The organism is Roseibium denhamense, assembly GCF_009711415.1.
Taxonomy (GTDB): domain Bacteria; phylum Pseudomonadota; class Alphaproteobacteria; order Rhizobiales; family Stappiaceae; genus Roseibium; species Roseibium denhamense.
Genome location: NZ_SMLZ01000093.1, coordinates 20,271 through 45,521, shown reverse-complemented (window position 1 = coordinate 45,521; position 25,251 = coordinate 20,271). Strand labels below are relative to the sequence as shown.

27 protein-coding genes are annotated in these 25,251 nt (G+C 56.9%); 6 read left to right on the top strand and 21 right to left on the bottom strand.

Annotation, left to right across the window (positions count from 1 at the left end; translation table 11 throughout):
* The first annotated feature begins 7 nt into the window (after positions 1-7).
* On the top strand, positions 8-1,213 hold the full coding sequence (locus tag E1180_RS04790; protein WP_155189939.1) for a glycerophosphodiester phosphodiesterase family protein: 1,206 nt from the start codon (positions 8-10) through the stop codon (positions 1,211-1,213).
* A gap of 87 nt (positions 1,214-1,300) precedes the next feature.
* Here the strand turns inward: E1180_RS04790 and E1180_RS04785 are convergent, their stop codons facing one another.
* From E1180_RS04785 to E1180_RS04760, 6 genes are all read right to left on the bottom strand, one after another.
* Positions 1,301-1,912, bottom strand: coding sequence for a MerR family transcriptional regulator (locus E1180_RS04785; protein ID WP_155189938.1), 612 nt, complete (start codon positions 1,910-1,912; stop codon positions 1,301-1,303).
* 11 nt (positions 1,913-1,923) lie between these two features.
* The gene (locus tag E1180_RS04780) at positions 1,924-2,238 is read right to left on the bottom strand and encodes an integration host factor subunit alpha (protein ID WP_155189937.1); all 315 of its coding nucleotides are present in this window, start codon (positions 2,236-2,238) and stop codon (positions 1,924-1,926) included.
* Positions 2,239-2,379: 141 nt separating this feature from the next.
* Positions 2,380-3,357: a beta-ketoacyl-ACP synthase III gene (locus tag E1180_RS04775; protein ID WP_283404465.1), complete on the bottom strand. Its 978-nt coding sequence runs from the start codon at positions 3,355-3,357 to the stop codon at positions 2,380-2,382.
* Positions 3,354-4,418: a phosphate acyltransferase PlsX gene (gene plsX, locus E1180_RS04770; RefSeq protein WP_155189936.1), complete on the bottom strand. Its 1,065-nt coding sequence runs from the start codon at positions 4,416-4,418 to the stop codon at positions 3,354-3,356. Before plsX ends, E1180_RS04775 begins: the two co-directional genes overlap by 4 nt.
* A gap of 206 nt (positions 4,419-4,624) precedes the next feature.
* On the bottom strand, positions 4,625-5,197 hold the full coding sequence (locus tag E1180_RS04765; protein WP_155189935.1) for a DUF177 domain-containing protein: 573 nt from the start codon (positions 5,195-5,197) through the stop codon (positions 4,625-4,627).
* 28 nt (positions 5,198-5,225) lie between these two features.
* Positions 5,226-5,774 carry a ubiquinol-cytochrome C chaperone family protein gene (locus E1180_RS04760; protein WP_155189934.1) on the bottom strand — a complete coding sequence of 183 codons (549 nt, stop codon included), beginning with the start codon at positions 5,772-5,774 and terminating at the stop codon, positions 5,226-5,228.
* 113 nt (positions 5,775-5,887) lie between these two features.
* Between E1180_RS04760 and E1180_RS04755 the strand changes: the two genes are divergently transcribed.
* The gene (locus E1180_RS04755; protein ID WP_155189933.1) at positions 5,888-6,325 is read left to right on the top strand and encodes an outer membrane protein assembly factor BamE; all 438 of its coding nucleotides are present in this window, start codon (positions 5,888-5,890) and stop codon (positions 6,323-6,325) included.
* A 128-nt stretch (positions 6,326-6,453) separates the two neighbouring features.
* Here the strand turns inward: E1180_RS04755 and E1180_RS04750 are convergent, their stop codons facing one another.
* From E1180_RS04750 to glyA, 9 genes are all read right to left on the bottom strand, one after another.
* The gene (locus E1180_RS04750; protein WP_155189932.1) at positions 6,454-8,592 is read right to left on the bottom strand and encodes a sodium-translocating pyrophosphatase; all 2,139 of its coding nucleotides are present in this window, start codon (positions 8,590-8,592) and stop codon (positions 6,454-6,456) included.
* Positions 8,593-8,810: 218 nt separating this feature from the next.
* The gene (locus E1180_RS04745; RefSeq protein WP_155189931.1) at positions 8,811-10,034 is read right to left on the bottom strand and encodes an MFS transporter; all 1,224 of its coding nucleotides are present in this window, start codon (positions 10,032-10,034) and stop codon (positions 8,811-8,813) included.
* Between the two features lie 91 nt (positions 10,035-10,125).
* Positions 10,126-11,124, bottom strand: coding sequence for a thiamine-phosphate kinase (thiL, locus tag E1180_RS04740; protein WP_155189930.1), 999 nt, complete (start codon positions 11,122-11,124; stop codon positions 10,126-10,128).
* 2 nt (positions 11,125-11,126) lie between these two features.
* Entirely contained in the window at positions 11,127-11,645 is a 519-nt protein-coding gene (nusB, locus tag E1180_RS04735) for a transcription antitermination factor NusB (protein WP_155189929.1), read from the bottom strand.
* Between the two features lie 4 nt (positions 11,646-11,649).
* The gene (gene ribH, locus E1180_RS04730; RefSeq protein ID WP_155189928.1) at positions 11,650-12,099 is read right to left on the bottom strand and encodes a 6,7-dimethyl-8-ribityllumazine synthase; all 450 of its coding nucleotides are present in this window, start codon (positions 12,097-12,099) and stop codon (positions 11,650-11,652) included.
* Between the two features lie 170 nt (positions 12,100-12,269).
* The gene (locus tag E1180_RS04725) at positions 12,270-12,881 is read right to left on the bottom strand and encodes a riboflavin synthase (RefSeq protein WP_155189927.1); all 612 of its coding nucleotides are present in this window, start codon (positions 12,879-12,881) and stop codon (positions 12,270-12,272) included.
* Positions 12,882-12,883: 2 nt separating this feature from the next.
* Positions 12,884-14,011: a bifunctional diaminohydroxyphosphoribosylaminopyrimidine deaminase/5-amino-6-(5-phosphoribosylamino)uracil reductase RibD gene (gene ribD / locus E1180_RS04720; RefSeq protein ID WP_155189926.1), complete on the bottom strand. Its 1,128-nt coding sequence runs from the start codon at positions 14,009-14,011 to the stop codon at positions 12,884-12,886.
* 21 nt (positions 14,012-14,032) lie between these two features.
* Positions 14,033-14,509: a transcriptional regulator NrdR gene (gene nrdR, locus E1180_RS04715; RefSeq protein ID WP_155189925.1), complete on the bottom strand. Its 477-nt coding sequence runs from the start codon at positions 14,507-14,509 to the stop codon at positions 14,033-14,035.
* 30 nt (positions 14,510-14,539) lie between these two features.
* Positions 14,540-15,835 (bottom strand): serine hydroxymethyltransferase, encoded by a 1,296-nt coding sequence (gene glyA, locus E1180_RS04710; protein WP_155189956.1) that lies wholly within the window; start codon positions 15,833-15,835, stop codon positions 14,540-14,542.
* A 363-nt stretch (positions 15,836-16,198) separates the two neighbouring features.
* Between glyA and E1180_RS04705 the strand changes: the two genes are divergently transcribed.
* Genes E1180_RS04705 through E1180_RS04690 form a run of 4 tightly spaced genes read left to right on the top strand, consistent with a single transcriptional unit; the run spans position 16,199 to position 19,592 of the window.
* Positions 16,199-17,785: a SpoIIE family protein phosphatase gene (locus tag E1180_RS04705; RefSeq protein ID WP_196220527.1), complete on the top strand. Its 1,587-nt coding sequence runs from the start codon at positions 16,199-16,201 to the stop codon at positions 17,783-17,785.
* A gap of 9 nt (positions 17,786-17,794) precedes the next feature.
* The gene (locus E1180_RS04700; protein ID WP_155189923.1) at positions 17,795-18,346 is read left to right on the top strand and encodes a SiaB family protein kinase; all 552 of its coding nucleotides are present in this window, start codon (positions 17,795-17,797) and stop codon (positions 18,344-18,346) included.
* 11 nt (positions 18,347-18,357) lie between these two features.
* Positions 18,358-18,759 (top strand): DUF1987 domain-containing protein, encoded by a 402-nt coding sequence (locus E1180_RS04695; protein ID WP_155189922.1) that lies wholly within the window; start codon positions 18,358-18,360, stop codon positions 18,757-18,759.
* Positions 18,756-19,592: a GGDEF domain-containing protein gene (locus E1180_RS04690; protein ID WP_155189921.1), complete on the top strand. Its 837-nt coding sequence runs from the start codon at positions 18,756-18,758 to the stop codon at positions 19,590-19,592. The genes E1180_RS04695 and E1180_RS04690 overlap by 4 nt, the downstream gene beginning before the upstream one ends.
* A gap of 10 nt (positions 19,593-19,602) precedes the next feature.
* On the opposite strand, the gene E1180_RS04685 is transcribed toward E1180_RS04690, so the two are convergent.
* The 6 genes from E1180_RS04685 to E1180_RS04660 all read right to left on the bottom strand — a co-directional run bounded on the left by E1180_RS04685 (position 19,603) and on the right by E1180_RS04660 (position 25,195).
* Complete coding sequence (locus tag E1180_RS04685; RefSeq protein ID WP_155189920.1) at positions 19,603-19,830, bottom strand: DUF6898 family protein; 228 nt, start codon at positions 19,828-19,830, stop codon at positions 19,603-19,605.
* A 106-nt stretch (positions 19,831-19,936) separates the two neighbouring features.
* Positions 19,937-21,136, bottom strand: a complete 1,200-nt coding sequence (locus tag E1180_RS04680) for a L,D-transpeptidase family protein (RefSeq protein ID WP_425280898.1) — start codon at positions 21,134-21,136, stop codon at positions 19,937-19,939.
* Positions 21,137-21,621: 485 nt separating this feature from the next.
* Positions 21,622-22,137 (bottom strand): transcriptional regulator LdtR, encoded by a 516-nt coding sequence (gene ldtR / locus E1180_RS04675; RefSeq protein ID WP_155189919.1) that lies wholly within the window; start codon positions 22,135-22,137, stop codon positions 21,622-21,624.
* 378 nt (positions 22,138-22,515) lie between these two features.
* On the bottom strand, positions 22,516-22,947 hold the full coding sequence (locus E1180_RS04670; RefSeq protein ID WP_155189918.1) for a DUF6163 family protein: 432 nt from the start codon (positions 22,945-22,947) through the stop codon (positions 22,516-22,518).
* Positions 22,948-22,962: 15 nt separating this feature from the next.
* Positions 22,963-23,997 carry an enoyl-CoA hydratase/isomerase family protein gene (locus E1180_RS04665; protein WP_283404466.1) on the bottom strand — a complete coding sequence of 345 codons (1,035 nt, stop codon included), beginning with the start codon at positions 23,995-23,997 and terminating at the stop codon, positions 22,963-22,965.
* Between the two features lie 58 nt (positions 23,998-24,055).
* On the bottom strand, positions 24,056-25,195 hold the full coding sequence (locus tag E1180_RS04660; protein ID WP_283404467.1) for an isobutyryl-CoA dehydrogenase: 1,140 nt from the start codon (positions 25,193-25,195) through the stop codon (positions 24,056-24,058).
* Positions 25,196-25,251 lie beyond the last annotated feature (56 nt).

Below are 25,251 nucleotides of genomic sequence, written 5' to 3'. Positions count from 1 at the left end.
AAATCCCATGCGTTTGATCTGCCTTGCCGTTTTAACCATCAGTCTCGGCCAATTGCTTCCAGCGCATGCGAGCGGGGACGTACCGGAACTGGGGCCGCGGCCAGCCTATCTGGTTGAGCAGATGACGGATGGTCCGCTCAAGGACAAATTGTTGTCCTGCATCGGAGAACCAGCCCGCCGGACGGGTTTTTCCATCGCCCATCGCGGGGCACCGCTGCAATTTCCCGAACATACGGAAGAAAGCTATCGCGCTGCGCACGTCATGGGCCCAGGCGTGCAGGAATGCGATGTTACGTTCACAAAGGACAAGGAACTGGTCTGTCGGCACTCTCAATCCGACCTGCATACGACGACCAACATTCTCGTGACAGATCTGGCGGGCAAATGCACAGCCGGTTTCAAACCCTCCATCGGGGAAACTCCGGCATCCGCAGAATGCCGCACCTCCGACATTACGCTCGCCGAATTCAAGGCGCTTCGCGGAAAAATGGACAGCGCCGACAAATCCGCAAAAACGGTTGAACAGTATCTTCAAGGAACAGCCCCCTGGAGAACCGAGCTTTACGGTCAAACGGGGACGCTGTTGACCCACGCGCAGTCGATTGCCCTGTTCAAGGATTTCGGTGTCAAGTTTACGCCAGAACTCAAGGCGCCGAAGGTGGACATGCCTTTTGATGGGTTCACCCAGCAGGACTATGCGCAAAAGCTGATTGATGAGTACAAGGCTGCGGGTGTCTCCCCGGCGGACGTCTTCCCTCAGTCCTTCGATCTGCAGGATGTGCTCTACTGGATTGAAAATGAACCAGAATTCGGCAAGCAAGCCGTCTATCTGGATGGACGGCGCAACCTCGATTCCTCTGATCCTTCGACCTTTTCTCCCAGCATGGATGAGCTTAAAGCCATGGGGGTCAATTACATCGCACCACCGTTGTTCGTATTGTTGAGCCTTGAGAAGGGTCAGATCGTTCCATCAGCTTATGCTAAGGCAGCCAAGGACGCGGGTTTATCCATCATCACCTGGACGCTGGAACGCTCCGGCCCGCTCACCAATGGCGGTGGCTGGTACTTCCAGACCGTCACGGACGCCATCAAGGACGATGGCGCCGTATTCGAGGTGCTGCATGTCCTGGCGCAGGATGTTGGTGTTAGGGGCGTGTTTTCTGATTGGCCGGCGACAACAACCTTCTATGCGTCCTGCATGGGCCTGGAGTAACTGTCCGCGCACCACGCGGGCAAATCGCTCGCGCGGAAATGGCGTCATTTTTCAGGTCAGAACATCAGGGGCTGGTTTGAGAATATGTCAGCGTGCCTGATCAAGGGTGCGTTTGCATTCAAGCAGCTCAAACAGTGTTGCCTGCAGGCGGCGGACATCTTCCTTGGAAACCGGTTTTTCAGACGCGGGCCCAGCGGTAACTGGCTTTTCTGTCCGGAACCGGCCCAGGATGCTGAAGCCGGATGCCTGCCCCTCTCCCGCCTCTGGCGCATCATCTGGAAGCACCCCTTTAGGCAAGGGCGTTGACCGGCTGGCGGCGGCGTCAGCCGAAGAATGATCTTTTGCATCCTCAAGGGGTGTTGCGACGCCGGGAGTACTTGTCTTTTCAGACTGTGACACGGCCTGAAGCGAAGACTGGTCCTCCTGCCAGATTTGCATGACGAAGCGCGGCCCCTGTTCCTTCAGGATCCGCTGAACACCTTTGATGGTGTACCCTTCTTCGTAAAGGAGATGCCGTATGCCCTTGAGCAGCTCAACGTCATCCGGACGGTAATATCTGCGCCCGCCCCCCCGTTTCAGGGGTTTGATCTGCGAAAACCGTGTCTCCCAGAACCTCAGGACGTGCTGCGGCAGATCAAGATCGTCTGCCACTTCGCTGATTGTGCGGAACGCGTCTGGGCTTTTTTCCTGAGAACTCATATGGACTTTGTTTATTTAGCGCCCCGTCCCGCCAAAGCGTCATTGATACGCTGCTTCAAGACATTCGAGGGCTTGAAAACCATGACCCGGCGCGGAAGGATCGGCACTTCTTCACCGGTCTTCGGGTTCCGGCCGATACGCTCACCCTTGGAGCGGACCACGAAAGAACCGAAGCTTGATAATTTTACCGATTCTCCGGTCACAAGACAGTCGGAAATTTCCGACAGCACACGCTCTACCAATTCAGATGACTCTGTCCGTGAGAGGCCGACTTTTTGATAAACAGCTTCGCACAAATCCGCGCGGGTGATAGTCCGATTGCCCATAACCCCTCCTCAAGGACGCCACGATCTGGCTGATTTTGCACAAGAACTCGAATGCAGAGCGTACGGTATTGCCTCACGGCGAGCCGGTCAACCGGAACTATTCACCAAGTTCATATTTGTTCGTCTGAAAGAAATCAGGGCTTACCAGCGAAGAAGAACCGATCCCCAGGTGAAGCCGCCACCCATGGCTTCCAGCATGATAAGATCGTTCTTTTTGACACGTCCGTCCTTCACCGCAATATCAAGCGCCAGCGGGATCGAGGCCGCCGAGGTATTTCCATGCCATTGGACCGTCGTTACGACCTTGGCCGGATCAATACCGAGCTTCTTGGCACTTGCGTCAATAATCCGCTTGTTGGCCTGGTGCGGGATGAACCAATCCAGATCTTCTGACGAAGTCCCCGTTGCCTTATAGGCGTCCTCAATCACATCGGTGATCATCCCAACGGCATGTTTGAAGACTTCCCGGCCTTCCATGCGCAGGTGTCCGACCGTTTGCGTCGAGGATGGGCCGCCATCGACAAAAAGCTTGTCCTTGTGCCGTCCGTCAGACCGCAGATGGGAGGTCAGGATCCCCGTATCGGCGGTTGTCCCCGCTCCCTGCGATGCCTCAAGCACCACGGCCCCGGCCCCATCTCCGAACAGGACACAGGTCGTCCGGTCCTGCCAGTCAAGAATGCGTGAGAAGGTTTCGGCGCCAATCACAAGACAGCGCTTGGACAGCCCCGCCTTGATATAGGCGTCCGCCGTCGTCATTGCGAAGACGAAACCGGAACATACGGCATGAACGTCGAATGCCGCACCATGGGTAATACCAAGACGCGCCTGAACCGTTACCGCGGTGGCCGGAAACGTGTTGTCCGGCGTTGCGGTTGCCAAAATGATCGTGTCGACATCCGAGGCATCGATCCCGGCAGACGCCAGAGCATTTTGTGCGGCGCCAAGCGCCAGGTCCGAAGTCAGTTCACCCTCGGCCGCAATATGGCGCTGCTTGATGCCCGTCCGCTGGACGACCCACTCGTCCGAAGTATCGACCATCTCCGCCAAGTCATTATTTGTTAGTACTTTTTTTGGCAGGAAACTCCCGCAGCCAATTACCTTTGAACGGATGACGCTCACAAATCACCTTCCGATGTCGGCGCGGCTTCGGCATAGCGGCCGCGATGATAATGCACAAGATCCTGGGCGATCTTGTGTGTCAGTTCGTTTTTGACCATGTCGTAGGCCAGATCAATTGCTGATGCATACCCTTCAGCATCCGTTCCACCGTGGCTCTTGATCACGATGCCATTCAGGCCTAGGAACACACCGCCGTTGACTTTGCGCGGGTCCATTTTCTCGCGCAGCAGATCGAAAGCGCCCTTCGCAAATAGGTAGCCGATCTTCGACATGAAAGTCCGGTTCATGGCCGATCTGAGGTAACTGCCGATTTGCTTCGCCGTTCCCTCGGCTGTCTTCAGTGCAATGTTACCGGCAAACCCTTCGGTCACGACCACGTCGACCGTTCCCTTGCCAAGGTCATCGCCCTCGACAAAGCCGGCATATTGCAGCGACCGCAGCGGTGTATCGCGTAGCAAACGGCCGGCGGTGCGGACCTCTTCGAGCCCCTTGACCTCTTCAACACCGATATTGAGCAAGCCAACCGTCGGGCGTTCGATGCCAAATACGGCGCGCGCCATGGCACCGCCAAGAATGGAAAAATCGATGAGCTGCTGTGCATCCGCGCCGATGGTGGCACCAACGTCCAGCACGACGGATTCACCGCGCAACGTCGGCCAGATGGCTGCGATTGCTGGGCGCTCGATATTCGCCATTGTCCGCAAGCAGAATTTGGACATGGCCATCAGCGCGCCGGTGTTGCCGGCAGACACGGCCACGGACGCTTCACCTGTCTTGACCGCCTCGATGGACTTCCACATGGAGGACTTCCAGCGGCCCTGGCGCAAAGCCTGGCTCGGTTTGGTATCCATGGCGATGGCAACATCACAATGATGAAAGGTCGATGCGTCCCTTACCCGTGGATGCTGCTCTAGCAACGGCCGGACAACCTGCTCGTTTCCATAAAGAAGGAAATGGATATCAGGGTGGCGGACAAGCGCGATTTCTGCGCCTGGAATGACCACATTGGCTCCGTGGTCGCCGCCCATGACGTCCAGAGATATCGGTATCGTTTTCGCCATTCGCTAGTCTTTTGACACACGCTCTCCCGGCGTCTGCGGCCGGTGCCTAACAAGATATTTGAACGGGCCATGAGGTGCCCGGACGGGCGCGAACATAACGGTTTTGCCTGCCGAGACAACCGTTTTCCTGCCAGATGAATAGGCTGCCGTTGAAAACCGTGCCAAAACCCGGATCGCGGCCCAGTTTCGTGGCACAAAACGGGTTGCTACCTCTTGTTTGGCTCCTTGAGAGCGGCCAGCGCTGCAAACGCAGACGGCACTTCGGTTTTCGGCGATGTCTCATAGGCGTCCGCCTCGTCTCCCCCTTCAAATTCCGCGCCTGGCTTGCGGGGAAACGAATCCAGCGCAAGAGCCAGCTCTTCGCAGATAACGGCCCCAACATCGAGGACGCCGTCCATCATAACGTCAGGAGGATCAAGCGACTCCAGATCGATCTCGATCTCGCCCTCCTCATTCAGATCCCTGATTTTGCGGGGGCGTGACGAGTGGGCCTCGAAGGTGCGGTCAATGTCCAGAACAAGATCACTGTCGAATGGTTCAAGGGAGACCACACATGTCTGGTTCAGCGTTGCCTTGACAGTTCCTACAACCCGCAATCCGTTTTTACGGTAGGGTTTCAAGATCAGGTCTGCGCACAAGGCCGGTATGGCATTCAGCTCGTAGGCGTCGGCGATTTTCTGACGGTCTTTTGCATCGGGCTCAAACGTGCGTTTGACATCAGCATCCACGACCGATGCGGCTGTGACCTTGTTGGAATACGGAAAAGTTGAGGTGTTCATCTATCGTCCTAAGCTCAATCAGAGCCTGTCAAACCGCTGCGGTCTTAAATGTATCGGGGTCGGGCCAATGAATGGTCCCTGCAAGAAGGTCATCAGTTGACTGGGCTTCCAAATCCTTGGCCGCCTGCAGCAAATACTGCGCAAGGCGTTTTTGTGCAATCGGCTCCGGATTATCTGTGTAGATGTTCCGGCCGACCGCTTCTGCGAGACTTTCCATGTCGTCTGCATCAATGAACGGCATGTAGGCGTCCGCACGCCCATAGAAGGCCTCTCCCATCACTTTTACCTTCTTAGGAACCCGCGTATCGGAGACGCCCATTTCCCGCAGGGATGCATCCATATCCTGAAAAAACAGGTCAAAAACGTTCTGTGCGAACTCGGACGTTTTCTTGTCTTCGCCGCGCATCCGCCTGAAATAGAGAACTGCGTGGGCCACGATCATGTCGAAACGGCCATCAATCGTGTCCGGCACAACAAAGTCGGTATAGAAGACCGGCTGCCGCGCTTGAGCCACGATTTCACAATATACACGGTGCTCGGCATCACGGGACCGGCGGCGGAACAGGCCGAAAAGCATGCGCTCTCCTCAAAAGACAGGTGTTGCCATGTGCCCTAACCCACGTTAGTGACTTTGCCAAGCAACGAAATCGACAAGCAGCCAGCTGCTTCTGGCGAAATGGGAATTCTTAGATGAACGTCAAGGCAGGCGCCCTGATCCTTCCGCTTCTGGCAACGCTGCCGCTCGGCGGCTGTTTCACCAGCACCTATACGCATGGACATGTCATCACGAACAACATGATGAGCCAGGTCCAGGTGGGTTCGAGCCGTGAGCAAGTCGAACTTGTCCTCGGGTCTCCGTCGACCACGTCGAGCCTCAACGGTGATGCTTATTATTATATCTCGCAGAAAACCGCGACGACGGCCTTCTTCGCGCCGGACATTGTCGAGCAGCGTGTTGTCGCGGTCTATTTCGATGACGATGGCTTTGTCCAGGACATGGGCAATTACACCCTCGAGGACGGCAGGATTGTCGATATCGTCACCCGCAAGACCCGCACCGGCGGCGCCGATTACGGCTTCCTGACCCAGATCCTGCGCGGCGCGGCAAACCCGAGCCTTGGTCTCTAGGCGAGAGCACACTTCCTGCAGCAAGCAAAAACCCCGGCCGCATGGCCGGGGTTTTCTTGTCTTGGAGCATCTCCCACTCAGACAGGAACGGCGCGTTTCTGTCTGAGGGAGATTTCCTCTGGAGACTGTTAGTGCGCCAGGATCGCCAACAGTAACAGGGCAACAATATTGGTGATCTTGATCATCGGATTGACCGCCGGCCCGGCAGTATCCTTGTAAGGGTCACCAACGGTATCGCCCGTCACCGATGCCTTGTGCGCCTCGCTGCCCTTCTGGTGGGTAACGCCATCCTTGTCGGTAAAGCCGTCCTCAAAAGACTTCTTGGCATTGTCCCAGGCACCGCCACCGGCCGTCATCGAGATGGCCACGAAGAGACCGGTAACGATAACACCGAGCAGCATGGCGCCAAGCGCTGCAAAGGCATCTGCCGGTGTTGCCACAGCGCGCACGACAAAGAACACGACGACTGGAGACAAGACCGGCAGCAGGGATGGAATGATCATCTCCTTGATGGCGGCCTTGGTGAGCATGTCGACCGCCCGGCCATAATCAGGCCGTTCCGTGCCTTGCATGATACCGGGCTTTTCCTTGAACTGCCGCCGAACCTCCTCGACAACCGCCCCCGCTGCCCGGCCGACGGCCGTCATGGAAATGCCGCCAAAGAGATAGGGCAGCAAACCACCGAACAGCAGGCCGGCAACCACATAAGGGTTTGAGAGCGAGAACAGAGTGTCGACATCAATCCCGAAGAAGATCGACCCTTCCTGCGCCTGTGCGGAAAAGAACTTCAGATCTTCGGTATAGGCTGCGAACAGGACCAAAGCCCCCAGACCGGCAGAGCCGATCGCATAGCCTTTGGTCACTGCTTTTGTTGTGTTGCCAACCGCATCCAGGGCATCCGTCGTGGTGCGCACCTCGGCCGGAAGATCGGCCATCTCAGCAATGCCGCCCGCATTATCGGTTACAGGACCGAATGCGTCGAGGGCCACCACCATACCCGCAAGCGCCAGCATTGTGGTCACAGCAATCGCAATCCCGAACAGACCCGCAAAGCTGTAAGTCAGCAAGATACCGGCAATGATGATGATGGCTGGAAGCGCGGTTGCCTCCAACGATACCGCCAGACCTTGAATGACGTTCGTGCCATGGCCTGTCACCGATGCCTGGGCAATCGATTTCACCGGCCGGTAATCCGTGCCCGTGTAATACTCCGTGACCCAGATGATAAGGCCGGTGACAACCAGCCCGATCAGGCCGCAGACAAACAGATCAAACCCGTTAAAGCTGACGTCACCCGACGTGGTGTATTGGGTTCCAGCGCCCACCCAGCCAAACACAATGATGGCGAGCGCGACCGCGGACAGAACCGCGGTTGCGATAAAGCCCTTGTAGAGCGCACCCATGATCGAGTTATTGACCCCGAGCTTCACAAAGAACGTCCCGATGATCGACGTGACCACACAGCTTGCACCAATCAGGAGCGGCAGCATCATGAGCTCCAGCGCCTGCGCGCCGGTGAAGAAGATGGAGGCAAGCACCATTGTTGCGACGACGGTGACCGCATAGGTCTCGAACAGGTCGGCTGCCATTCCGGCACAGTCGCCAACATTGTCCCCGACGTTGTCGGCAATGGTCGCCGGATTGCGCGGATCATCCTCCGGAATACCGGCCTCTACCTTCCCAACCAGGTCGCCGCCGACATCGGCACCCTTTGTAAAGATACCCCCGCCCAAGCGCGCAAAGATGGAAATCAGGGATGCTCCGAACCCAAGTGCGACAAGTGCGTCGATGACGGTTCTGCTGGTTGGCTCATATCCCATCATCCCGGTCAGGATCGCGTAATAGACGGCAACTCCCAAAAGCGCGAGGCCGGCAACCAAAAGGCCGGTGACAGCACCGGCCTTGAAAGCAATTTCCAGTCCTGCTCCCAGGCTTTGGCTCGCTGCCTGGGCGGTCCGCACATTTGCCCTCACGGACACCATCATTCCTATGTAACCGGCGGCACCGGACAGAACCGCGCCAATCGCAAAACCGATTGCCGCAGGTCCGGAAAGCAAAATCCAAGCAAGAACGAACACGACCGTGCCGACAATCGCGATCGTTGTGTATTGGCGGTTTAGATAGGCGCTTGCCCCTTCCTGAATTGCTTCGGCGATTTCCTGCATCCGGGCATTACCGGCATCGGCCGCCATGACGGATTGAATGGCCCACGCCCCGTAGGCAATGGACAAAAGGCCACAAATAACTATGACAACAAGCTCGATCATGCTTCCTCCCAAAACTGCGGCGATGTATTTTATTGTTCTTTTTTACGCCTGATATCCCCGCGCAACGCTACCGCCACGTGAGGAGTATTCACGATAGCAGCATGTCGGCGCGTCCCGTCAAGCACTTCCATTGTTTAATCAGGACATTCCCCAAGGGCATACTATGATGCGCCGCAGTAATTTATGCTGCGCCGACGAAATGACTTTTCAAAGATACTTTAAGCAGTTGTATCTGAACGCTGTTCAGCCATGACGAGCCATGCCAGCAGGCCAAGGCACAGGACCACAAAGGGAAATACGAGAATGTTGACGGTTGCCCAGCCGAACAGATTCAAAATGGCACCGGAGGAAAAGGAAGCCGCCGCGACGAACCCAAAGACAAGAAAATCATTGGTTGCCTGGACGAGATTTCGTTCTTCGGGACGGTAGGTGTCAGTCAGCATGGCGGTGGCGCCGATGAAACCGAAGTTCCAGCCGAGCCCCAGCAGCACCAGCGCGCTCCAGAAATGGGCAAGTTCCAGCCCCATCAAAGCCACCACCGAACAGGCAGCCAGAAGCGCAAGACCAATCGAAACAATCCGCTCCTTGCCGAACCTTGCAATCAGGCTTCCGGTGAAGAAACTTGGCCCGAACATGGCCAAGACATGCCACTGAATTCCGAGCGCTGCATCCGTCTCGCTCAAACCACAGCCGATCATTGCAAGCGGCGTTGCGGTCATGACGAGGCTCATCAGCGCGTAGGAACAAATCCCGCAGGCCGCCGAGACGATGAAGCGGGGCTGGCGCATGATGACCGAAAGCGGACGGCCGCCCGCTTGCTTGTGGGTTTGCCGTGGCGGTTTGGGGATCCTGACGAACGCGAGGAGACACAGAGCCACGAGAGACAGACCAGCCTGCGCCAGATAGGTCCCGGCAAAAAGGATCGGAGCAAACATATCCTTGGTGGCAATGACCGTCTGGGGACCGACGATACCCGCAAGAACACCGCCCGCCAAAACCCAGGAAATTGCCTTCGGCTTGAAATCGTCGCTTGCGGTATCGGCTGCGGCAAATCTGTATTGCTGCACGAAGGCCCCGGCAAATCCGCCCAGACCACATGCCAGCGAAAACAGCAGGAAGTGGTTCTGGAACACGGCAAAGGATGCCAGCAGCCCCGCTAATGCCCCCAACAGTGCCGCACTGCAAAAGCCCGCCCGGCGGCCAAACCGCCGCATGATCATGCCGGCCGGAATTGTGCCGAACGCGGTTCCGAGAACCATCGCGGACACCGGAACTGTTGCTAGCGACTTGTCCTCGTCGAGCATCATGTAGCCGACAAGCGGCCCCGTGGCGATGACGATTGATGCGGATGCCCCACCGATTGCCTGGGCCAGACCAAGAAGAACAGCATTCTGCTTGGCCAGACGATCGTCGACGATCAGGTGAGACGTTGCAATCGTCATGAGACAGTTCCGGGCTCAGTATGTGGTGGTCGGCTAAGGAGAGATCTTACCGATAACACGCATTCGTTAAGCGCGAAACTCCGGCAAGCCCTTAGAAGTGGCGGAACCCGGTTTCCAGGACGCTGTCCATGGAGGTGCCTCCGGCCGTCAGACAGACCTCGCCCCGACCTTCGCGGACCGTTCCGATTTCTGTGACGGGACACTCTGCTTTGCGGGCGGAGGCTTCGAAGGCCGCAGCAGCCTCAGCCGGAACGGCAGCGAGGATTTCATAGTCATCCCCGCCGTTCAGGCAGCTTGCAAAATCCGCCGGACTTTTGATCTGCAGGTGATGAAGGGCCGCGGACAAGGGAATGAGCGATGGATCAAGCACCAATTCCACTCCGGATGCCTTTGCCATATGCGCGGCATCGGCAAAAAGGCCGTCCGATACATCTAGTGCTGCCGACGCGAACTCTGCGATACAAGCCGCCAGCCGCACTCTGGGGCGCGGCAACAGGTAGCGGGCCAATATGTGTTTTTCTTCGGCAACGGTCAGGTCGTTCGCCTTGACAAACTTTGCATCAAGCCGTGCTTTCAGGCCCGCTGCGGCATCCCCGATCTGACCGGAGACAAAAACCACATCTCCAGGTTTGGCGCCGCTCCGGCGCACAGCCGTGCCTGAAGCCACTTCGCCAATGGCCGTGATGGAGACCTGAAGGCCATTTCCGGAGCGGATCGTATCACCGCCGAGCAACTGGACGTCGTAAGCTGTCTGATCTGCCGCAAGCCCATTGCAAAACCGCGCCAACCAATCCGTTGTCCAATCGGACGGGAGCGCAAGCCCAAGCAGATAGCCGCGTGCCTTTGCACCTTTTGCCGCAAGGTCTGACAGGTTGACCCGCAGCGCCTTGGCCGCGATGGCCTCCGGCGCATCATCTGCAAAAAAGTGAATGCCGGCAGCCAAAACATCCTTGGTCAGCACCAGATCCTGACCTGAACGCGGGGATAAAACCGCCGCATCGTCCGTCAGTCCCAAACTGCCCGGATCTTTGGCCAGCGGCGCAAAGAACTGTTTGATCAGCTCAAACTCACCCGGCCGGTCATCCGTCATGCTCAGGCAGACCCGTCCGCCTGTCCAGCATCGAACTCGGCATTGCGCAGCTCATGCGCCAGCCGGTCGAGAACGCCGTTAACAAGACCCGGTTCGTCATCCTCGAAGAAGGCTTTTGCCACGTCGATATATTCGGAGATGATCACCTTCGCAGGAACATCCTTGCGGCGCAGAAGCTCGAAAGAGCCCGAGCGCAAAATGGCCCGCAGAAGGCTGTCGATCCGCTTAAGCGGCCAATCTTCTTTCAAGGCGGTATGGATAAACGGGTCGACCAACTTCTGATCTTCGACGACGCCTGCAACGATGCTCTTGAACCATTGTTCATCCGCGTCGCGGTATTGCTCGCCATCCATTTCCTTGCCCAGCCGGAAAGCGGTGAATTCGCTGATTACGCTTGTCAGCGGCGCGCCGCTCAGTTCCATCTGGTAGAGCGCTTGAACCGCTGCCAAACGGGCAACACCACGTTTGTTTGCCGGGCGGATATTTTTAGCCGGTTTGTCCGGGTCGGCCTTTCCGGTCATGTATTTATACTCCAAGCCGTTCGCGCAGGGCGATCATGTCCAGGGCTGCCTGTGCAGCCGCACCGCCCTTGTTCTTGTCATCAACTTTCGCGCGCGCCCATGCCTGTTCGGAATTCTCGACGGTCAAGATCCCGTTGCCGACCGCAAGGTCCGCGTCAACGATAAGATCCATGACGACACGGTTTGATTCATTGGCCACCACGTCATAGTGCGTGGTTTCCCCGCGAATGACGACGCCAAGCAGGACGAACCCGTCATAAAGCTCGCCATTGGTTTCCATGGCGGTCATGGCCATGGACAGGGCGGCCGGGATTTCCAGGACACCCGGCACGGCAATGCGCTCATAGCTCGCACCGGCCGCTTCAAGGGTCTTGATCGCACCATCGGCGAGCGCATCCGCCAGATCTTCGTAGAACCGGGCCTCAATGATCAGAATTTTCGGTGCTGCGCTCATATCAATAGATCCTTGTAAGGCCGCGACAGGAACCATGTCCCCTGCCCTTTGTCCAGTCTCATTCGTTCAGGAATGATGATGCCAGGGCTTTAATCCAAAGCCTGGTAAACAACCGCCTGTAAGAAAGGACGAAACGGTGTAGCTCTTTTCGAAAGTGTTGGGACCGTCCCCTACCCGGTCTTGGAGAATTCCGCAAGCCGCGCGGCATAGCGGGCCATCATATCCACCTCGAGGTTGATGCTGTCACCCTCGTGCCGGTCGGACCATGTGGTCACATCAAGCGTGTGCGGGATCAGAAACACAGAGAACAGGCAACCATCGACATCGTTGACTGTCAGCGATGTGCCATCCAGGGCGACCGACCCCTTCTTTGCGATGAAGGGTGCGAATTCCGCCGGAGCTTCGAATTGGAAATAGACGGAATCCGGATGATCCTGCCGTTTCACGACACGTGCCAGACCGTCGACATGGCCGAGCACAAGATGGCCGCCCAGTTCCGCACCCATGGTCAAAGACCGTTCAAGGTTCAGCTTCTGACCGGCTTTCCAATCCGAAACGCTGGTAATTGCAAGCGTCTCAGCGGCCGATTCCACTTCAAACCAGTTTCCCGCCGGATCATTGGCCTTCGCCGTGACCGTATGACAAACACCCGAGCATGAAATGGACGCTCCGATATCGAATGTATCCGTGTCGTAAATGGTGCGGATGCGGGTGCGCTTGCCGGCCGGGATATCTTCGATCGAGAGGATTTCGGCCAGATCGGTGACAATACCTGTGAACATTCTTACGCTCCGCGCCGTCTGAGGTAGATGTAGCGATCCGGCCCGAACAGGCCGGCGCCGACCCGCTCGAATGTGGGACCCGACATGACATTTGCAAGTTCAAGACCATGCAGGGCCGATATGCCTCCAGCGCCGATCTCGATATCGCCGGTGACAACACACAAGTCGTCCACCAGCTCCGCTGACAAAAAGGAAGAGGCGAGCCGCGCGCCCCCTTCAACCATGACCCGGGTAATTCCCCGCGTTGCAAGAGCGCTCAAGATAACCGAAGGCGCAATTCCGCTTTCGGTCGCCGGGACGCGGATGATGTTCACACCCGCTGCACCAAGGGCTTCGATCCGCTCCACGGGCGCATCATTGCCGCACAACAGCCACACGGCTACATCAACGCAGGTGCGCACCAGTTTCGAGTCCAGCGGCAAACGTGCGCAGCGGTCGACAACGACCCGCACCGGAGACCGTCCGGACAGCCCCGGCAGCCTGCAGGTTAACTGCGGATCATCAGCCAGCGCGGTCCCGGATCCCACCAAAATCGCATCATAGGCGGCACGGAACCCGTGAACCTTGCGCATGGACAGATCACCAGAGATTCTAACCTGGCCGCATCCTTTCCGCCCGATGTAGCCGTCCCGGGACACCGCGATCTTCAAAAAGACTTCCGGCCGGTGCTTCAACTGCCGCAGGCTGAAACCTGTATAAAGGTGCCTGATGGTGTTCTCGCGCACACCGACCACGACCTCGACCCCGGCCGCCTCCAGCATCCTAACACCCCGGCCGGAGACACGCGGGTTGGGATCCAGCATTCCGATCACCACCCGTTTAACACCGGCATTCATCAGCGCGTTTGCGCAAGGCGGTGTGCGCCCGAAGTGGGAACAGGGTTCTAGCGTGACATAGCAGGTGGCTCCGCGCGCAGCTTCCCCTGCCTGGGTCAGCGCATTGACCTCAGCATGCGCCATCCCCGGCCGGGATGTCACACCCCGGCCAGCAATGTAGGATTGCCCGCCCGCATCATCGCGAACAATGAGGGCCGCAACGGACGGGTTCGGCCAAACACGCCCGAGCCCGCGTCGGGCCAGGCGTTCGGCCGCAGCCATATAGCGCTGATCAATCTCGGTTAAGGAAGACATGAAACTCGGGTACTGGGGAAATCAGTCGTCTTTAAGGGGATGGCCATCCGGCACGTTCAATTCATCGAGAAGAGCCTCAAAATCCTTGGCCTCCCGAAAATTCTTGTAAACGGACGCAAAGCGGACATACGCCACGTCGTCAATGCCTTTGAGGCCTTCCATGACGTGGTTACCGACGGTTTCGGCCGTAACTTCGCTTTCGCCTGAACTTTCCAGCTGGCGGACGATGCCGCTGACCATGCGTTCAATGAGGTCCGGATCTACGGGCCGCTTGCGAACCGCGATTTGAACGGACCGCATGAGCTTTTCGCGGTCAAAGGGCACACGGCGCCCCGACCGCTTCAAAACCATCAGTTCACGGAGTTGAACCCGTTCGAAAGTCGTGAAACGGCCACCGCAGGTACTGCAAATCCTGCGGCGGCGGATCGTGGTGTTGTCCTCGGTCGGGCGGGAGTCCTTGACCTGGGTTTCCTCACCGCCGCAAAACGGACATCTCATATTTTAAAGCTCCTGATCGAGCCCGGCGTATCAGTAGATCGGGAACCGGGCCGTCAGTGCTTCTACCTTGGCTTTGACCGCGGCTTCAACAGCCTCGTTGCCCTCTTCACTGTTTGAAGACTTCAAACCGTCCAACACTTCCGTGATCAAGAGGCCGACTTCGCGGAATTCGGCCACGCCGAAGCCACGGGTTGTTGCTGCCGGTGTGCCCAAACGGATGCCAGACGTGATCATCGGTTTTTGCGGATCGTTCGGAACACCGTTCTTGTTACAGGTGATGTTAGCGCGGCCAAGTGCCTTTTCCGTATCACGGCCATTGAGCATCTTCGGACGCAGATCCACGAGCATCAAATGCGTGTCGGTGCCGCCGGAGACAATATCAAGGCCGCCGGAGCGGAGTGTTTCAGCAAGAACCTGAGCGTTTTCGCGGACAGACTTAACGTAACTTTTGAAATCATCGGTCAGGGCTTCCCCGAAAGCGACTGCCTTTGCCGCAACAACATGCATGAGCGGGCCGCCCTGAAGACCCGGAAAAACCGCCGAATTGATCTTCTTGGCGATTTCTTCCTTGTTGGTCAGCACCATACCGCCGCGTGGGCCACGCAGTGTCTTGTGTGTGGTGGTGGTTGCAACATCGGCATGCGGGAACGGGCTCGGATGCTCGCCAGCGGCAACCAGACCAGCAAAGTGCGCCATATCCACCATGAGGTAGGCGCCCACTTCATCGGCAACTTCGCGGAACTTCGCAAAGTCAATTGTGCGCGAATAGGCAGATCCGCCTGCGATGATCAGGGCCGGCTTGTGTTCGCGGGCAAGGGCTGCCATCGCATCATAGTCGATCAGGCCCGTTTCGACGTTCAGGCCATATTGAACGGCATTGAACCATTTGCCGGAGAGGTTCGGCTTGGCACCGTGGGTCAAGTGGCCGCCAGCATCGAGGCTCATGCCCAAAATGGTGTCGCCCGGTTTGATCAATGCCAGGAATACCGATTGGTTTGCCTGGCTGCCCGAGCTCGGCTGAACATTTGCAAACTCGCAACCGAACAGCTTGGTCGCCCGTTCGATGGCCAGGTTTTCCGCCAGGTCGACATATTGGCAACCGCCGTAATAACGCTTGCCTGGATAGCCTTCCGCATACTTGTTGGTGAGAACAGAGCCCTGCGCTTCCAAAACGGCCTTGGAGACGATGTTTTCCGATGCAATCAGCTCGATTTCGTGCTGCTGCCGGCCGAGTTCCTTTTCAATGGTGCCGAACAGTTCCGGATCGGTTTCCGCAACTCCGCGGGTGAAGAAGCCTGATTGCAGGGCTTGATCGGACGTTTCCATCAAAGACATCGCACCATCCTTTTTTGAATGTCGTTGGCTGGCAGCAGCAAGGCGTTCGATGAAACGCAACTCAGAGCAGCGCCGTTGTGATGCGAGGGAGTACCATAGGCATGTAGCAGAACCAAGGGGCATACCGACGCGGTCCGGCAGGAATGCGACACACCTGATCCACCGACACGTCCACTCACGGCCACGCCCCTCAGTCCGCCGCCCCTCCGCCCCGACAGAAACTCCCCTAGAGTAATTCAGACTGTTGCCGCTAGGGCACTCACGCAAATCCACTCTATCTTAATGATTTTCCGGTTCCATCATTCAGAACTTGCTCAAAAACACGGCGTCACAAACAACAACGGCATCTATTGCATGAACCTGACCCAGTTGCTGCAAACATCCCGGTTACTGCCTACAATCGCTTACAGTGTTGGTCTCGGCTTGATTGCTATGACCGTCACGACGATCTGGGTGGCGGACACGCGCTTCATTGCCGAGCAGAACCGGATTGGCGCGGAAGTCAATTTGTCCGGCCGTCAAAGGATGCTGAGCCAGCGGATCGGCATGATCGCGCAGGACATGACGGACTATCAGCGCGTGAACAATGTGGACGCCCATGCATTGCTGGCAGGATGTGCTGACCAGATGATGCGGGCGCATGTTGCGCTGCTATCTACAAATCTGGACCTCATCAACAAGGCATTGGCGGACGCCATCAAATGTGAGCCGGGGATTGCGACCCAACATCCGGTCGGAGACCTGTCACCGGAGCTGAGAGAAGCCTTTTTCGGTGGTGAGCGCCCCCTGGACACGCTCCTGCGGAAGTACATCGACACAGCTGTCAACATTGCGTCGCAGGAGTATCCCGAGCAGGCGGACCTCGACAAGATCTTGCTGCTGGCAAATCAGGAATTGCCGGGCAAGCTCAACACCTTGGTCAGGCGCTTTCAGGAGGAAGGCGAGCAATCGCTTAATGCCTTAACAGAATTCATCACGTACATGTGGCTGCTGACATTGCTTCTGATCGCATTGGAAGTGCTTCTGATCTTCCGGCCGATGGCCCGCACGATCCAGCGGACCATGTCGCAATTGCAAGACGCTCTGGCCGCTTCGGAAGCGAACAAGGCCGAACTGAAAACCGTGAATGATCAGCTGCTGGAAAGCATTCAGTATGCCCGCAAGATCCAGGAAGGTGTTTTGCCCGACCTTGCAGATATGCGGAGCTCGATGCGCGATGTCGCCCTGCTGTGGGAGCCCCTGCAAGTCGTCAGCGGTGATTATGTTTGGTCGACCCGGCGGGACAACAAGGCCATCTTTTTTGTCGCGGACTGCACCGGGCATGGCGTTCCAGGCGCGTTGCTGACGATGGTTGTCTCCTCCGAGCTAACCAAACTCCTCGATGATCTCGATGTTTTGGATCCCGAAGATCTGATGCTGCGTCTCGACAAGACCGTGCGCCGCAGACTTGGCCAGGAAGATCCCTCAGGTGCCACATTGAGCATCGACAAAACCGATGACGGCTTCGAGGCCGCCTTGGCCATCTTCGACTATGAAGACAGCTCCCTCACCTATGTCGGTGCGGGTATTCCTTTGTTCGTCCTGTCACAGGACGGTGTGACGCGTGTCTCCGCCGACCGCCACCGGCTTGGTTACCGGAGCCTGCGCCGCCCGGAGAGCTTTAAAGTGCATCGGATGACGCTCGGCCCGGATGATACGTTTTATCTCGCAACAGACGGCACCACCGACCACATCGGCGGCGACAAGAAGCGCGCATTCGGACGCAAACGCCTTTTCGATGTGCTTGAGGCCAATGCCTATGCCGATCTTGAAACACAATTGTCGAAGCTGAAAACCGTTCTTGAGGACTATCGAGGTGATGAACCGGCACGTGATGACTACACGGTCCTGGCCGTTTCTCCTCACCTTAAGTCATCCGCCGGCGGGACGCGGGTCAACTAGGAGATCTAAATGCTGGCTCAAGACATCTATAACTTCCGTGAGGAACTCAGCACCCGCAACACGCTGTTCGCCTATTCGGGCATGGTTTCTGAAAACCTCCTGCACTCCCTTGGCAGCGCGGTAAAACAGCAGATGGAACTGAAAAACGCCGACGGCAAAGTTGCCCGCAGGGTGTTTTCAGTGTTCGTGGAACAGGTTCAGAATGTCATCCGCTATTCGGATGAAAAGCATTGGCTTTCCGATACGATCACGGACCGTTTGTCTTCAGGGGTCGTGGCCTTCGGTCACGAAAACGACCGTTTCTTCGTAATCTGCGGCAATCCGCTTCCAGCGGCCGAGGCCGCCAAGCTTTCCGAACGATTGCAGCTGATCTCAACAATGGATGAGGACACGCTCAGAAAATACTACCGCACAAAACTGCGCGAAGACCCGGAGGAGCAAAGTGAAGGCGGCTCCATCGGATTGCTGGAGATTGCAAGACGGGCGACCGAACCCCTCGAGTTCGACTTCTATGACATCGATGACGGGCGCAAGTTCTTCGTCCTGAAAGCATTTGTGTAAGGAGGCCGGACATGACTTATGATGCTCCTTACACCGTTGAAGCGACCCCGCGTTCGCCCGAAATTCATCTTGATCCAACGTCCCGGACGCTGGGCATCTCAGGCGAAAGCTATCCGGAAGACGCAAGCGCCTTTTACGGACCAGTGTTCCAGGAAGTGAAGGGCTTCTTGAACGCCCGCAAGGGCGAACTGTTCACCGCCAATATCCGCTTCGTCTACTTCAATTCCTCAAGCGCAAAGGCGATCATGAACCTTTTCCAGATGCTCGAAGAGGCGGCCGAGGGCGGCCACAGCATCGTGATCAACTGGTACTATGATCCTGACGATGACATGATGGAGGAGATGGGAGAGGATTTCGCCGAGGACTTTGAACACGCGACCTTCAATCTGACACCCGAGGGCACTGTTGCATGACGCAACGCGATAAAAAGGCCTCAGATTTTACGCTTTTCGACAATGAAGACCGCGTATTGGAACGCGCGGAGACGATCCTCCATGGCCTCGATGAAACCACAGAACTGATCAAGACCCTGTCCACTGCATACAAACGTGCGGTCCGGGAACAGAAGCGGATGGTGCGCTTGTGTGACCGGATGCAGGAAGAACTGCTGACTGTGAAGGAACGATTGGAGGGAGAGGTGACGGCCCGCGAGAAACTGGCCGAAGAATTCCGGATCCAGGCTATCACAGACAATTTGACCGGGATTTATAACCGGGGACATTTCCTGGAACTGTGTACGCATGAGCTGAAATCTCGAGTCCGCACGCAAGCGCCTTTGAGCGTTGCCCTGATGGACATTGACCGGTTCAAGCAGATCAACGACGCCTATGGCCATGCGGGCGGTGATGAAGCGCTCAGAGTGGTTGCCAGGACACTGGAAGCCAGCTTGCGGCAGAGTGATGTGGTCGCGCGGTGGGGCGGCGAGGAATTCGGCCTGCTCATGCCCAATGCAAGCAGCGAAGACGCGCACAAACTCGCCGACCGCCTCCGCAAGACCTTGTCGGAAATTGAGATCACCTCCGATGGGACGGCTTTTACGCTCACGGCGAGCTTTGGCGTTGCCACGTTTACCGGTCCGTCTCCTTCCGAGAGCCGAGCCTACATGGATGCCATTGATGAGCTGTTCAAATGCGCAGACGATGGCCTCTACAGGGCGAAAGGCGCCGGGCGAAACCAGGTTCAGTCGGCAGAGTGCAACGTCTGCTCCGATGAACTGGACACTTTGATGAAACAGTCCGCCGGCTGATCAATCCCGGTCAATACAGGGTTGGATCGTCCTTGAGGTCACCCTGCGCGCGCAGCTGCTCGATCCGGCGTTTCAGTTTTCGCACGGCAATCCGTTTGAGGTCCTCCTGCGATGCCGAGGCAGGGCCGAAAGTGGACACTTCGATCGCGGTGGCGGCGTCAATGGCAGTGACTTTCACCTGACCGCCAACGGGATAGAATTCCAGATAGATCTCGCCCTGCCGCCGATCACGGTTCATGCGCATCAACTCCTCAACACCGCCTTTTAAACACACAAAACGCCGGCCTCTTCAAGACCGGCGTTTTGATGCGTGCGGGCTAAATGCCCTATAACGATGGCCTTGCTTAAAGCCGGGCCTGTTCCCCGGTGCCTGCCAGGTCGTCGCGATTGTAGATATCATCACGGAAATGAACGACGCCGTCGGAATTTGCCCAGGCAGTCACATAGGTCATGTAAAGCGGGATCTGGGACTTCAACCGGACATCCTCGCGTGCGCCTGTGCGGATGACGCTGTCGACTTTGCCGCGATTCCAGTCCGGAGTGGTCGATTGCAGCAGCCAAGTCACAAGCTCGCGGACATTTTGCACACGAACACAGCCGGATGAATGGAAGCGGTAGTCTTCGCCAAACAGGGTCTTGGACGGCGTGTCGTGAAGATAGACCTGATGCTTGTTGTGAAAGTTGATGCGCACTGATCCAAGCGAGTTTTCCTGTCCCGGATCCTGAGTGAACCGATACTGGGTGGCTTCATCCGTGTTCCAGTCGATCTGCTGCCACTGAAGCTCGTTTCCGCTCCAGTCGAAGATGCGGATCTTGTTCTTGGCGAGGTACTGCGGGTCCTCCTTCATCTTCGGGATCAGGTCCTTGCGGATGATGGATACGGGAACCGTCCAATACGGATTGAAGTTCAACTCATAGATCTTGCTGTTCAAGATCGGCGTTTGCCGGTCGATCTTGCCCACCACCGCCGTATGGCGGGAGCGGACGCGGCCATCCTCGACGGCCTCGATCTCGGCGGCCGGAATATTGACCATCACGTAGCGGTCGCCCAGAAAGCCGGACATGGACCGCATGCGGATAAGGTTCGTTTCAAGCTGGCGCAAACGCACATGGGCCGGAATGTTGAGCGCCTGAACCGTGCTGTCGCCCATGACACCGTCCGGTATCAATCCGTGGCGCAACTGAAAACGGCGCAAGGCAGCATCGACATATGAATCGAACGTGTCGGATAATCCGGCGTGCTGCTCAAGATCACCGGATGCGATCAAGCGGCGGCGCAGTTCAACGACCCGCGAATCTTTTGCCCCGATCCGCATGGCCTTCCCGCCAGCAGTCACCCCGCCCCAGCCACCGGCCTGGACGATCCGCTGATACCGGTCGATGGCAATGGAGATATAATCGGCTGTTTCCGGGGACAGTGTCGGCGCGTAGGACTTCACCTCGGTGATGTTTTCCGTGGCAATATCGAAGTTATCGGCCCATTCCACGTTCTGGCGGTTCTGCTGAAGGGACTGCAAAGCCGTTTGTGCGGACACGCCCGCCATCGTCAAGGGCAGTACCAGCCCCGCGAGACCAAAGCTCTTTGCAAGCGCACCTGCCATGCGTGGAACTTGAAATCCGATCCCGGCCCGTCCGGAAAATAGGTTCATTGCCGACCCCATAAGCTACGTTGATCTGCATTCGCACGTCCGCACAACACTCATAAAGCAGCTTCTGCTCACTGCCGGCGCCGGACGTCAAAGCCTTCCTAGCCTGCTCAAGTTAACAAATCGCAAGATTTCTTAACCTTGAACATTTTTCGACCCGCAAAAAGCCATTTCAATGTGACCATAAGATGTCCGATTACGCCGCAAGCACCGGCGGTTTCAGGACAATTTCCCGTTATTGGCAGAAACCCCGCCGCCTTGCCTGCCGCACACAAATGCGTGAGACGGTGAGCTTAAACTTTTGACTTGGCAAAATCCCGGCGCAAAAAGAAAAGCACCGCCTCAAGGGCGGTGCTTTGTCATCTGGATCTGCCGCGAATTTATCAGAGGCGGTACAGGATCTGATCGGTCCAGAAACGCTCAAGACGCTTCAGCGACTTGTTGAGTGCAACAAAGTCCTGCGGTCCGATTTCGCCAACCTGCTCCACCGACAGAATGTGACGCTCATAAAGATCGTTCACGATCGTCGCCACTTCCTGACCCTTGTCTGTCAGGCTAACCCGAACCGAGCGGCGATCCATGCGGGACCGCTGGTGATGGATGTAGCCGGTCTCGACCAGTTTCTTCAGGTTATAGGACACGTTCGACCCGAGATAGTAGCCGCGGGTGCGCAGTTCGCCGGCCGTCAACTCGGAATCGCCGATGTTGAACAGCAAAAGCGCCTGAACGCTGTTGACGTCCGACCGTCCCATGCGGTCAAACTCATCTTTAATGACGTCGAGAAGACGACGATGCAGTCGCTCGACAAGTGTCAGTGCTTCCAGGTAGAGCGGCTTCAGTTCCGTCTCTTCCCCTTCAGCCTGTGCCACAGCATCGACTGCCCTACTTGCGGTGATCATTGTTTGCGCCTCTTTTAATACCTGTCGTTCGACGGATATCTTCCCGCCTTGATCTGCAATCTACAGACGCGATTCTAAGATCCACTTAAGAGACACGCTGAATCGTTTGTTAACACTCGAGGGGTGTTTTGTTGATCGGATTCAATACTTGTTAAGTATGATTTTTACGAGCGGCAGAAACCCGTGCCAAACGCCAATCGAAGAGCGTTCAAACCCGCCTTCTGCAGCGCTGCAACACCTGAATTCAGGTAACCTTCTGTAAACGATAATTTCTCTGGTAAATTTTTTTTTGCTTCAATGCACGACCAAATCCAAATCCCGAAACATCAGAGTCGGTTAGGAGAAAAGCTGGAAGCAAATTCGAAAGTGCGCGGCTTTTCAATCTGAGCGCGCGCCGGACTGGGCCTTGTTCTCTTTTTCCATGAGATAGGTGAGAAACACGAAGATCGCGATGGTCAGCAGATAAAACGCAATCTCATAGGGCCGGCGGCCATAAAGGTCCGAGAAAACCGTGTGCATCACAATCTGACAGAAGCACCTGAAGATCCACATGACGGTGCCCCAGGTCACGGTGAGCCAAAGGCCGATCGCTGCAACCAGGTCGAGTACTGCGAAGAATACAATGGCACCCTGCATAGACACAGGCATGTCCCAGAACCAAAGCCCGCGCCATTCCACGATCCCCACAATCCGGGCCCAATAGATCACACCGCCTGCCATCAGGATGATGGCAATCACACGCAGGTACCAAATGAGCACGGTGCTCCAGGGCGGACGGGAATCAAGCAGGTCCTGAAAGCTGGTGATCATGCGGGCAAAGAGCTCCTAGGAAAGCGGCAGGTCGCCATCATCTGGAGCTTCGAAATACGATGCAAGCGCGCCGCTGTCCACTTTTTCAAGCGTGTCCGGCCGCCAGGACGGTGCATGGTCCTTGTCCACGATGACAGCACGCACCCCTTCAAAGAAGTCATCGCCTTTCAAGATCCCGCTGACGATCCGGTACTCCAGCTTCATGCATTCATTGAACGCCAATGACTGACCGCGTTTCATCTGCTCAAATGCCAAGAGGACGCTTGTTGGCGACTTCTGGCGGATTGTTTCGGCAGCCTTTTGGGCGAAATCCGACTGTTCCGACTCAAGCGCTTCCAGCACGCTGAAAACATCCGGCTTAGAAAAACACCGTTCAATAAGATCAGCCTGAACGGTCATGCTGCCCTCTTCCGGCAGAACCGCTACGGCTTCCAGTGCCTCGTCCACGCTGCCCTGCCGAAGCGCCGCTTCAATCTTGCCGAGGGACTGCTCCGAAACCGCATGGGTCAGGATGCCTGTTGCCAGTGCATCCGCCTGCTTCATCCGTCCGGCGCTCAAGGCACAGTAAACGCCTGTTTGTTTCGGCATGCGCGGAAGAAAATATGTGCCGCCAACGTCCGGGAAAAATCCGATCCCAGTCTCCGGCATGGCAAATGTCATTTTTTCAGTGCCAATGCGATGACTGCCATGAACAGAAACACCAACGCCGCCGCCCATGACAATTCCGTTTATGAGCGCGACAAACGGTTTTGGATAGGCTTTGATCTGGGCATTGAGCAGATACTCATCCCGGAAGAAGCTGCTTAGCCCATCTGTCTCCCCGGCTTGCCTTGCGTCATATATGCTGCGGATATCGCCACCGGCGCAAAAGGCTTTGTCGCCTGCCCCCTTGATCACAACATGCGCGATTGCCGGATCTCCGGCCCAGCGCTGAAGCTGCTGCGCCATCTCCGTCACCATGGCGTGGTTCAGTGCATTCAGCGCCTTTGGCCGGTTCAACGTAATAAAGCCGGCATGGCCCTTTTGTTCAAAAAGGATGTGGTCGGTCACGGGCAGTCCTCAAATCAAAAACCGGAGTCGCTTCAATACCAAATAGGGGCCGGCTCAATCAGTCTTTCAACAACTGGCGGGCGATGATCATGCGCATGACCTCATTCGTCCCCTCGAGGATCTGGTGGACGCGCACATCACGGAAAAAGCGCTCGATGGGATAGTCCCGCAAATAACCGTAACCGCCATGGAGCTGAAGGGCCTCATTGACAACATTGAAGCCTGTATCCGTTGCAAGCCTTTTTGCCATCGCCGCAAGCTTGGTCGCATCCGGTGATTTGGCGTCGAGAGCGCTTGCCGCTCTGTGCAACAGAAGGCGTGCGGCCTCCAGCTCGGTTGCCATATCCGCAATGCGGAACTGCAAGCCTTGAAACTCGCCGATTGGCTTGCCGAATTGCTTGCGCTCTTTAACATACCCAAGTGCATGATCGAGGCACGCCTGCGCGGCCCCGAGGGAACAGGCGCCAATGTTCAAGCGGCCGCCATCAAGCGCGGACATTGCGATTTTGAACCCCTGCCCTTCCTCGCCAATCAAATTGGACTTGGGAACCTTGCAATCCTGAAAGTTCACTTGCGCGGTCGGCTGGCTTTTCCAGCCGAGCTTGACTTCATTTGCGCCGAAGCTGAGGCCGGGCGTGCCCTTCTCAACCAAGATGCAAGAAACGCCGGACGGCCCATCCCCGCCGGTCCGTGCCATGACCGCGTATAGATCGCTGACGCCGCCGCCGGAGATGAAGGCTTTCGATCCATTCAGGATGTAGTGGTCTCCGGCATCCTTTGCAGAGGTGCGCAAGCTGGCGGCATCAGAGCCGGATCCCGGCTCGGTCAAGCAATAGCTGGTCAGCAGATCCATTTTGCACAGCGTGGGAAGATACTTCTGCCGAAGCTCCTCCGACCCGTAAGTGTCGATGATCCAGGCCACCATATTGTGGATTGAGATATAAGCGGCCGTCGAGGTGCAGCCCCGGGACAGTTCCTCAAAGATCAGCGCCGCATCGAGCCTTTTCAGCGCGGACCCGCCGACATCTTCACGGACATAGATGCCCGCAAAACCGAGTTCCGCCGCTTTGCGCATCGTGGGGATGGGGAAGTGGCTTTCCTCATCCCACTCCTTGGCGAAGGGCGCGAGCTCTGCATCTGAGAAGCTGGCAGCCATATCCTTAAAGGCGCGCTGATCTTCCGTTAGTTCGAAATCCACGGCAAACCTCCCGACCGTATTCAGCACCGCGAATCTGGATCGTTCCACGCGCTGAC